This window comes from Geobacillus sp., assembly GCF_017515625.1.
GTDB classification, from domain to species: domain Bacteria; phylum Bacillota; class Bacilli; order Bacillales; family Anoxybacillaceae; genus Geobacillus; species Geobacillus stearothermophilus.
Genome location: NZ_JAFWFM010000058.1, coordinates 1 through 9,017 on the forward strand (window position 1 = coordinate 1; position 9,017 = coordinate 9,017).

The following is a 9,017-nucleotide window of genomic DNA, read 5'->3' on the forward strand; positions in this document are numbered from 1 at the left end:
AAACTTGTGAATTCCTTGATGATGTGCTAATCTATTCATTAGATATGAACCTCCTTGTAAATGGTTTGGTAGCACATCTATTCTAACCAAGGAATCGGGTTCATGTCTCCTTTTTTGTTTCGATGTAAATTTATGTTAGTGGTTTTGCTCATCTACAGTTTATTATACCATATCTGGCAGAGCTGGCGTTCATATTTCCGGTGAAATCGGGCAAGCTATCCATCGACACGTTTTCCATGTTTCATCAACAAGCCAGCTGGGTACAAGAACCATAAGGAGGAGTGAGAGGATGACAACTCGACTGATCGATCTTGTCAACAAGCAAATCGCCAACTGGACTGTGTTGTACGTGAAATTGCACAACTATCATTGGTATGTCACCGGGCCGCAGTTTTTCACGCTGCATGAAAAATTCGAAGAGCTGTACAACGAAGCCGCGATCCACATTGACGCACTGGCCGAGCGGCTGTTGGCCTTGGGTGGCAAGCCTGTGGCGACGATGAAAGACTGCCTCAAGCAGGCGTCCGTCAAAGAAGCAGCCGGGACGGAAACGGCGGAGCAAATGGTCGCTTCGATTGTCGGCGACTTTGAAACGATGATCGGCGAATTGAAAGAAGGCATGCAGCTGGCGGATGAAGTGAACGATGAAACGACGGGGGATATGCTGCTTGGCATTCATCGCAGCTTGGAAAAACACGTCTGGATGTTGAAATCGTTCTTAGGACGATAAGAATAAGGAGGCTGTCCTCAGGCCGGGGGACGGCCTTTTGCTTCGTCCAAGGCGATCGAGCTGTTGAAAGATGAAATAAAATGAGCATAGTTTTCCCCGATTGCCCCACACTAAGCAAAAAGAGCAGAAGGAGTGAACGAAGGTGGCAGACGAACGGAAAAAGACGTATTACGTGTCGATGGCAACCGGGGAAATTTCCCAATTGAAAACCGCGTCGCCGTGGGACTTTCAAATCGAGGCGACTGATGAGGAAATCGCCCGCCTGCGCGAGTATTTCGACCAGAACTACTCGACCGACTGGCAGGCGTTTTGGCGCGCCCACGTGCCGTATATTCAATACCATTACGACCGGGAAAACGATGCGTACGACCGGACGATGGTCGACATTTACAAAATGATTTATGAGCTCGGCAACGACGAAGCGAAAGCACACATCCGCTCGATAGGCATTCTTCCGGACGAAAAAGAAGAGTAAACGCCGCGAGTCGAGCGGTGTTTTTCTGTATAATGGGGAGAGGAAAGGGGAGAGTCCGATGCATGAATTTCGCGATTATTACGGACATCGCGTTCGGCTGGCCTTTGCGGATCATCCGTTTTCCCCCTCCCCCGGGCATGTATGGGTCATGTGCCGCTATGGCGGGCGATGGCTGTTGACGGATCATCCGCGCCGCGGCCTTGAGTTTCCCGGCGGCAAGGTGGAAGAAGGGGAAACAGCGGCGGAAGCCGCGGCCCGCGAAGTGATGGAAGAAACGGGGGGAATTGTCGGCCGGCTCGAATACATCGGCCAATATAAAGTGGAGCCGGATATCGTGAAAAACATTTATTTTGCCGACATCGCTGCGCTCGTCGAGCGGGGGTCGTATTTGGAAACGAACGGTCCGGTGCTGCTTGAGGCGCTGCCGGATGACATCCGCGCCGATCAGCGTTTCAGCTATTTCATGAAAGATGACGTGCTTTCACTGGCGCTTGCCAAGTTGAAACAGCGCGGGCTGATCGATTGAAAAGGGGCGCCGATCGGAGGTTCCCGAAGATGGGCTTCCCAAAAGCGGCGGATGCCGGCTCATTGGGAGGACAGGAATGAAACGAGACGCCCGTCAACATTCGGCGAGCGTCCCGCTAGCGGCGGTTTCCCCATTTTTTTTCGATCAAGGCGACAAGCTGATACATAACGGTCGACAGCAAGGCGACAATGAGCAGGCTCATCAACACAAGGGTGAAGTTGAACACTTGGAAGCCGTAAATGATTAAATACCCAAGCCCTTGCTTGGAGATGAGAAACTCGCCGGTGATGACGCCGACCCAAGCGAGGCCGACGTTCACTTTCAACGTCGAAATGATCGCCGGGAACGACGCCGGAAGCACCGCCTCTTTAAAGCATTGGTAGCGGGTGGCGCCGAACGTCCGCAGCACTTTCAAATAGTTCGGATCAACTTCTTGGAACGCCGAATAGACGACAATCGTTGTGATGATGACCGAAATGACGACGCCCATGGCGATAATCGACGTAAATCCCGGCCCAAGTGCGACGATCAAAATCGGCCCGAGGGCGACTTTCGGCATGGCGTTGAAGACGACCAAATATGGATCGAGCGTTTTCGCCAGGCGCGGAAACCACCAGAGGACCGCGCCGATGAGCGCCCCGCCGGCGGTGCCGATCAGAAAGCCGAGCAACGTTTCAAACAATGTCGCCCACGTGTGGACAAACAGCGAATGATCGCCGAGTTTTTCGCCAAACAGCTTGGCGATGGCGGAGGGCGAACTGAATAGGAGCGGATCGACCCAATGAAAGCGGCTCGCCGCTTCCCAGACGGCGAAAAAGGCGACAAGTAGCGCCGTCTGCCAAAGGCGGATCACTCGCCGCTCTTTGCGCAATGCGGCGAGGTATTCACGGTGCAGCGACTGGATGCGGTCAGGAGCTTGATTCAAGAGCCTCCATCTCCTTCCAAATGGATTGGAACAATGGCGAAAACGCCGGATGCTGGCGGGCGGCACGCGGCGGGCGGCCGCGCAGTTCATCCGGGATGACAAACGTCCGCACAAGGCGCCCAGGGCGCGGCGAAAACAAGAAAATGCGATCGCTCATGGCGATGGCTTCTTCGATGTCATGGGTGACGAGCACCGCTGTTTTTTCGTATTGTTTTAACGTCTTCCAAACGAGTTCTTCCAGTTTCAGCTTTGTTTGTTGATCGAGGGCGGAAAACGGTTCATCAAGCAACAGCAGCTTCGGGTCGGTCGCCAACGTGCGCACGAGCGCCGCACGCTGGCGCATGCCGCCGGACAGCTGGCTCGGGTAATACGACTCGACGCCGCCAAGGCCGATCTCCGCCAGCAGAGCGAGCGCCCGTTCTTTGGTTTGAGCAGTTAGCGTTCTAGTCATTTTTAAGCCGAGAAGGATGTTTTCTTCGATTGTTTTCCATGGGAATAGGTAGTCTTGCTGAAGCATGTAGCCGACCGCGCGCCGCGCCGTCGGCGCGGCCATTCCGCTCGGCCAAATCGGTTGGCCTTCGATGTGGACCGCCCCTTCCGTCGGTTCAATCAGCCCAGCGATGATGGACAAAAGCGTCGTTTTGCCGCAGCCACTTGGGCCGAGAAAGGAGACAAATTCTCCTTTCTCGACGGACAGCGACACATCATCGAGTGCAGTGACGGCGTTCGTTTTCGTCAAATACGTGTGCGAAAGGCGGTCGATGGCAAGAAACATTTCGTTCACCTGCTTTCGTCACTTGTTCATCGCGTTTTTGGCAAACGACGAATCAACAAGCGTGTTCAGGTCGATGCGCTTCGGCAGCTCGCCGGCTTCGGCCATAATGGTTTGCAAGTTGTTCCATTCTTCTTCATCCAAAATCGGATCGGTCGCGTAGGTCCCTTGGCTTTTGTAGCGCTCAACCACTTTTTCGATGATGGCCGAGTCCGTGTCCTTAAAGTACGGTTGAATGGCTTTGGCAATTTCAGCTGCGCTGTGTGATTCGACCCATTGCTGCGCTTTGTAGATCGCGCGCGTAAATTTTTCAATCACGTCTTTGTTTTCGTTCATGTAGCTTCGTTTTGCCATATACGACGTGTACGGGACGCGTCCGGACTCCATGCCGAACGAAGCGACGATATAGCCTTTTCCTTCTTGTTCGAAAAGGCTCGCCGTCGGCTCAAACAGCTGGACGAAATCGCCCGTCCCGCTCGCAAAGGCGTTGGCGATGTTGGCGAAATCGACGTTTTGGATCAGCTTCAAATCTTGATGCGGGTCAATGCCGTGTTTTTTCAGCACAAACTCGCCGACCATCTGCGGCATGCCGCCTTTCCGTTGGCCGAGGAACGTGCTTCCTTTCAGCATCTCCCATGTAAAGTGGTCGATTTTCTCGCGGGAAACAAGAAACGTCCCGTCGGTTTGCGTGAGCTGCGCGAAATTGATGACCGGATCGTCCGTCCCTTGTGCATACACATAAATGGATGTTTCCGAACCGACCAACGCGATGTCCGCGCCCCCGGAAAGAAGCGTCGTCATCGTTTTGTCGCCGCCCCATGTCGTCGTCAGCTCGACATCGAGCCCCTCTTCCTTGAAGAACCCTTTCGCCAAGGCGACGTACTGCGGCGCGTAAAAAATCGAACGCGTCACTTCGGCGAGGCGCACGGTTTTAAGTGGTTTTTTTCCTTCGTCGGCGCCGTTGTTGCAGGCAGTGAGCGGCAAAAGGAGAAGAAGCGAACACAACCATGCGATCCATTTTTTCATGCGGCTTACCCCCTTTTCGTCCACGTGCGGTGAACATTGGTTTCACCTTATCGTATGCAGGAGGGAAAAATGTGTGAAGGCCTAGAAAAAATAGGCGGTCGGCCGAGAACAGGTGGCGGTCGGGCCGTTCCTAGCGCTCGAGGGCTTTTTCAAGTTGATGCTCTTCCAAGGGGCGGCATGCAAGAGCGGCGAGGCAGTCGGACATCTCCACTTGCCCTAATGAAAGAAGGCGTTGGGGGATGATGACGGGTGGTTCTCATCATCTAGTTTCGCGTAAGAAGGAGGCGGGCGTATGGACGGGGACATCATCGACCAATACCGGTTTCCGTCGCCGCACCCGGGCATCGAGGTGTTCGTTGTCACCTATATGTCCCAAGGGCTGAAGGTGAAAGGGTTTTTCGCGGCGCCGAAAGGAAACGGCGTGTACGACGGGTTTTTATATTTGCGTGGCGGGATCAAAAACGTCGGGCAGGTGCGAGTGCCGCGCCTCATCGAGTTCGCGTCGCGCGGATTTGCCGTCTTCGCCCCACTTTACCGCGGCAACGGAGGCGGGGAAGGGAACGAAGATTTCGCCGGCGACGATCGCTATGACGCATTTGCCGGGTTTGAGCTTCTTCGCCGCCACCCGCTCGTCCACCCGGGGCGCGTCCATCTGTTCGGCTTCTCGCGCGGCGGGGCGATGGCGCTTCATGCCGCCCTTATGGCGGAAAAGGTCTGTTCAGTCGCAGTTTGGGGAGGGGTGACCGATATGGCGCTTACGTATCAAGAGAGGCCAGACTTGCGGCGGATGATGAAGCGCGTCATCGGCGGGACGCCGAACAAATGCCCAGAGCGCTATCGGCACCGCACGCCGCTCTACCATTTGGAGCGGCTCAAGGCCCCGGTGCTCATCATCCACGGCGGACGTGATGAGAACGTATCGATTGAGCACGCTTGGCGGCTGGAACGGCGGTTGAAGCAGCTCGGCAAACCGGTGACCGCATGGTACTTCCCCACGTTCACTCACTATTTTCCGCCGCCAGCCAACCGCAAGACGGTGCAAAGGCTTACACAATGGATGAAACAACAGCCGACGGTGTGATACGATACGAGTAGAAAGGCGGCGCGGCCGCCAACGAATCGATGGGCAGCCAAGGAGGTTGAAATCATATGGGCATGCCGATGGAAGTGCAGACGGTCATTGTGACCAAAGGGAAGGAACAGCGCGTTCAAGGAAATGTGTTTGTGCTGGAAAAAGACGGATACCGCTTGTATCCGCTCGACGTGCCGCTTGAAGTGCGCCGGACCGTACAAAGCGAAGCGAGCGGCATCGCGGTCGTGAAAAAGCTCGAGTGGGAAGACAACCGGACGACGGTGACGTACGAGCTCGTCAGCCTGTATTCGACGAATTGAATGCGGGAGACCGTGGAGCCGCACCGAATGGGACGGCCGACTAAACGGGGAATGGGAGCGCAAACGGAAGAACGGTTTGCGCTCCCTGTTTTGGAAGCGAGGGAAAACTAGGCCGCTTGCCCCGATTCCGGCCGTAACAGCGAAACGGATGAAAAAGTTCGGGGAAAAGCAGGAGTTGGGCCGGAAGAAAGCGAATAGGATGCAATGTATTTGATATCGCAAGGAGGGAAAACGTGGCCAAACAGCGAATCGATCACGACCGGTTGTTCAAGGAGCTGCTGTCGACGTTTTTCGAAGACTTTTTGCTTCTTTTCTTTCCTGACGTGTACGAGCACATCGACGTTCACCATCTCTCTTTCCTCTCCGAAGAGCTGTTCACCGACGTGACAGCCGGGGAGAAGCGCAGCGTCGACTTGTTGGTCGAAACAAAGGTAAAAGGGGAAGACGGGCTCGTCATCGTTCACGTCGAACATCAAAGCTATAAGCAGCGGACGTTCCCCGAGCGAATGTTCCTCTACTTCAGCCGCTTGTTTCAAAAACACCGCCGCCGCATCTTCCCGATTGTCATCTTCAGCTACGACGAACGCCACGACGAACCTTCCTCATTGATGATTCAATTTCCATTTTTGACGGTTCTTGACTTCCGCTTTCTGACGGTGGAACTGCGCAAACTGCCGTGGCGCGAGTACATCCGCCGTGACAATCCGGTTGCCGCCGCCTTGTTAAGCAAAATGGGGTATAATGAAAGCGAGAAGGTGGAAGTGAAAAAGGAGTTTTTGCGCATGCTAGTCCGCCTTGAGCTCGATGAGGCGAAGCAGCGGCTGTTGTTTGGGTTTTTTGAAACGTATTTGCGGTTGTCCGAAGCGGAGGAAATCCAACTGCGAAACGAGGTGAGCCAAATGGAGACGAAGGAAGCGAAACAAGTGATGGAGCTCATCATCTCATACGAACAGCGGGGAATCGAGAAAGGCATTCAACAAGGAGTCAAACAAGGAATCGAACAAGGGTTGAAACAAGGAATAAAGCAAGGGATGAAGCAAGGGATTGAACAGGGACGTCAAAAAGGGATCGAGGAAGGGAAAATCGACATCGCGAAGAAAATGTTGGCGAAAGGGTACGATGTCGACACGATCCACGAGCTGACCGGGCTGCCGGTGGAAAAGATTGAACAGCTGAAGAAGTAAACCTGCCTTCGCATTGTCGTCGACCTCCAATCGTGCAAAAATCCTGGGGGATCGACGACAATCATGTTATGCGTTCGAAAAAACAGCCGGATAGGGAACGGTTCCCTGTCCGGCTGGGTTCTTGTTAAACGAGCGGTCCGCCGAGTTTTTCGATGGACGGATCGATGTGGGCGAATTTTTGGAAGTTGGCGCGGAATTTTTGCGCTAGCTCTTTTGCTTTTTGTTCGTATGCTTGTTTGTCGGCCCATGTGTTTTGCGGCTGCAGGACGTCATCCGGCACGCCCGGGACGCGGGTCGGGATGGCGAGGCCGAAAATCGGGTCTTGCACCGTTTCGACGTTGTCGAGCTCCCCTTCGACGGCGGCTTGCACCATCGCCCGGGTGTAGGCGAGCTTCATGCGGCTTCCGACGCCGTACGGCCCCCCTGTCCAGCCGGTGTTGACCAAAAAGACGCGGACGTTGTGTTCGGCGATTTTTTGCCCGAGCATTTCCGCGTACTCAACGGCCGGGCGCGGCAAAAACGGTGCGCCGAAGCACGTTGAGAACGTTGCTTCCGGTTCGGTGACGCCGCGTTCGGTGCCGGCGAGCTTGCTTGTGTAGCCGCTTAAGAAATGGTACATCGCCTGTTCGCGCGTCAGCTTGCTGATCGGCGGCAGGACGCCGAACGCATCGGCTGTCAAAAACACGATCGTGGACGGATGGCCGGCGACGCTCGGGTCGATGATGTTTTGGATCGCCTGAAGCGGGTAGGCGGCGCGTGTGTTTTCCGTCAGCGTGCCGTCGTCGTAATTCGGCACCCGCGTCGCGTCATCGAGAACGACGTTTTCGAGCACCGCGCCGAAGCCGATGGCGTCAAAAATTTGCGGCTCTTTCTCGCGCGATAGGTTGATGCATTTCGCATAGCAGCCGCCTTTGATGTTGAAAATGCCGCGGCTTGTCCAACCGTGTTCGTCATCGCCGATCAAGCGGCGGTTCGGGTCGGTCGAGAGCGTCGTTTTTCCCGTTCCCGACAAGCCGAAAAAGAGGGCGACATCGCCTTCCTGCCCGACGTTGGCCGAGCAGTGCATTGGCAGGGTGCCTTGTTCCGGCAGCACATAGTTCATGACCGAGAAAATCGATTTTTTCATTTCGCCGGCATACTCGGTGCCGCCGATCAACACGGTGCGCCGTTCAAACGAGATGATGATGAACGCTTCCGAGCGCGTCCCGTCCACCTTCGGGTCGGCTTTAAAGTTCGGCGCGCAAATGACGGTGAATTGCGGCTCGTGCGCGGCGAGCTCCTCGGCGCTCGGGCGGACGAACAGCTGATGGACGAACAAGTTGTGCCAGGCGAATTCGTTGACGACTTGAATCGGCAGCCGGTATTTCGGATCGGCGCCGGCAAAGCCTTTAAAGACGAACAGTTCATCTTGTTTCATTAAATAATCGAGCACTTTGTCGTACAGTTTCTCAAACGTTTCCGGAGACATCGGCTGGTTGACCGTTCCCCAGTCGATCGTTTGCTTCGTGGACGGTTCTTCGACGATGTATTTGTCTTTCGGCGACCGCCCCGTGTACTTGCCGGTTGTCACCGCGACGGCTCCGGTGTGGGTCAGCCGTCCTTCGTTCCGTTGCAGGACTTTCTCGACGAGCTCGGCGACGGACAATTGGTGATGTACGTACGGTTTTTGTAGCAATAAATCAAGCTTATTCGTCATGTTTGCGATCCCCATATTCAAAACCCGCCTTCTTTTTGTAATCACTCTTGAAAATAGTATAACACATTTTTATTAATAGTACATACTAATTGTGTGGGTTTTTCAAACTTTATTTTGCCCAATGTGTCGATTTCCTTGAGGAAAGAATTTTCGCGGCTGGAAATGATAAAAAATGAATTGTGTGAGTAAAATATTTGTGGGTGACATTCAGGAATGATTCCCCGACGAGGGTTGCGAACTTTTGTTCGCGACGCTCGTCGGGGCCACCAAGCGAAGCGCGGTAGAAAAAAG

11 protein-coding genes are annotated in these 9,017 nt (G+C 54.5%); 6 read left to right on the forward strand and 5 right to left on the reverse strand.

All coding sequences use genetic code 11. The features are described 5' to 3' along the window. Nucleotides 1–289: 289 nt before the first annotated feature. The 3 genes from IKE44_RS03580 to ytkD all read left to right on the forward strand — a co-directional run bounded on the left by IKE44_RS03580 (nt 290) and on the right by ytkD (nt 1,731). Nucleotides 290–730, forward strand: coding sequence for a Dps family protein (locus IKE44_RS03580; RefSeq protein ID WP_033014567.1), 441 nt, complete (start codon nt 290–292; stop codon nt 728–730). A gap of 142 nt (nt 731–872) precedes the next feature. After that, on the forward strand, nt 873–1,205 hold the full coding sequence (locus IKE44_RS03585; protein WP_033014566.1) for a hypothetical protein: 333 nt from the start codon (nt 873–875) through the stop codon (nt 1,203–1,205). A 58-nt stretch (nt 1,206–1,263) separates the two neighbouring features. After that, nucleotides 1,264–1,731, forward strand: a complete 468-nt coding sequence (ytkD, locus tag IKE44_RS03590) for an RNA deprotection pyrophosphohydrolase (RefSeq protein WP_033014565.1) — start codon at nt 1,264–1,266, stop codon at nt 1,729–1,731. A 115-nt stretch (nt 1,732–1,846) separates the two neighbouring features. Here the strand turns inward: ytkD and IKE44_RS03595 are convergent, their stop codons facing one another. From IKE44_RS03595 to IKE44_RS03605, 3 genes are read right to left on the reverse strand one after another with little or no spacing between them, the layout of a single operon-like run. Then, nucleotides 1,847–2,656: an ABC transporter permease gene (locus tag IKE44_RS03595; protein ID WP_033014564.1), complete on the reverse strand. Its 810-nt coding sequence runs from the start codon at nt 2,654–2,656 to the stop codon at nt 1,847–1,849. After that, on the reverse strand, nt 2,640–3,431 hold the full coding sequence (locus tag IKE44_RS03600; protein WP_287465031.1) for an ABC transporter ATP-binding protein: 792 nt from the start codon (nt 3,429–3,431) through the stop codon (nt 2,640–2,642). Before IKE44_RS03600 ends, IKE44_RS03595 begins: the two co-directional genes overlap by 17 nt. An 18-nt stretch (nt 3,432–3,449) precedes the next feature. Next, on the reverse strand, nt 3,450–4,454 hold the full coding sequence (locus IKE44_RS03605; protein WP_049626451.1) for an ABC transporter substrate-binding protein: 1,005 nt from the start codon (nt 4,452–4,454) through the stop codon (nt 3,450–3,452). Nucleotides 4,455–4,746: 292 nt separating this feature from the next. Between IKE44_RS03605 and IKE44_RS03610 the strand changes: the two genes are divergently transcribed. The 3 genes from IKE44_RS03610 to IKE44_RS03620 all read left to right on the forward strand — a co-directional run bounded on the left by IKE44_RS03610 (nt 4,747) and on the right by IKE44_RS03620 (nt 7,030). Next, nucleotides 4,747–5,535, forward strand: a complete 789-nt coding sequence (locus tag IKE44_RS03610) for an alpha/beta hydrolase family protein (RefSeq protein ID WP_049626452.1) — start codon at nt 4,747–4,749, stop codon at nt 5,533–5,535. A gap of 68 nt (nt 5,536–5,603) precedes the next feature. Then, the gene (locus IKE44_RS03615; protein ID WP_033009830.1) at nt 5,604–5,846 is read left to right on the forward strand and encodes a DUF2584 domain-containing protein; all 243 of its coding nucleotides are present in this window, start codon (nt 5,604–5,606) and stop codon (nt 5,844–5,846) included. Between the two features lie 233 nt (nt 5,847–6,079). Next, nucleotides 6,080–7,030: an Rpn family recombination-promoting nuclease/putative transposase gene (locus IKE44_RS03620; protein WP_049626453.1), complete on the forward strand. Its 951-nt coding sequence runs from the start codon at nt 6,080–6,082 to the stop codon at nt 7,028–7,030. A 124-nt stretch (nt 7,031–7,154) separates the two neighbouring features. On the opposite strand, the gene pckA is transcribed toward IKE44_RS03620, so the two are convergent. Together pckA and IKE44_RS03630 are read right to left on the reverse strand one after the other, a co-directional pair. Then, nucleotides 7,155–8,741, reverse strand: coding sequence for a phosphoenolpyruvate carboxykinase (ATP) (gene pckA, locus IKE44_RS03625; RefSeq protein WP_287465028.1), 1,587 nt, complete (start codon nt 8,739–8,741; stop codon nt 7,155–7,157). Between the two features lie 94 nt (nt 8,742–8,835). After that, a partial coding sequence (locus tag IKE44_RS03630) for a hypothetical protein (protein ID WP_287465029.1) occupies nt 8,836–9,017 on the reverse strand: 182 nt, incomplete at its 5' end.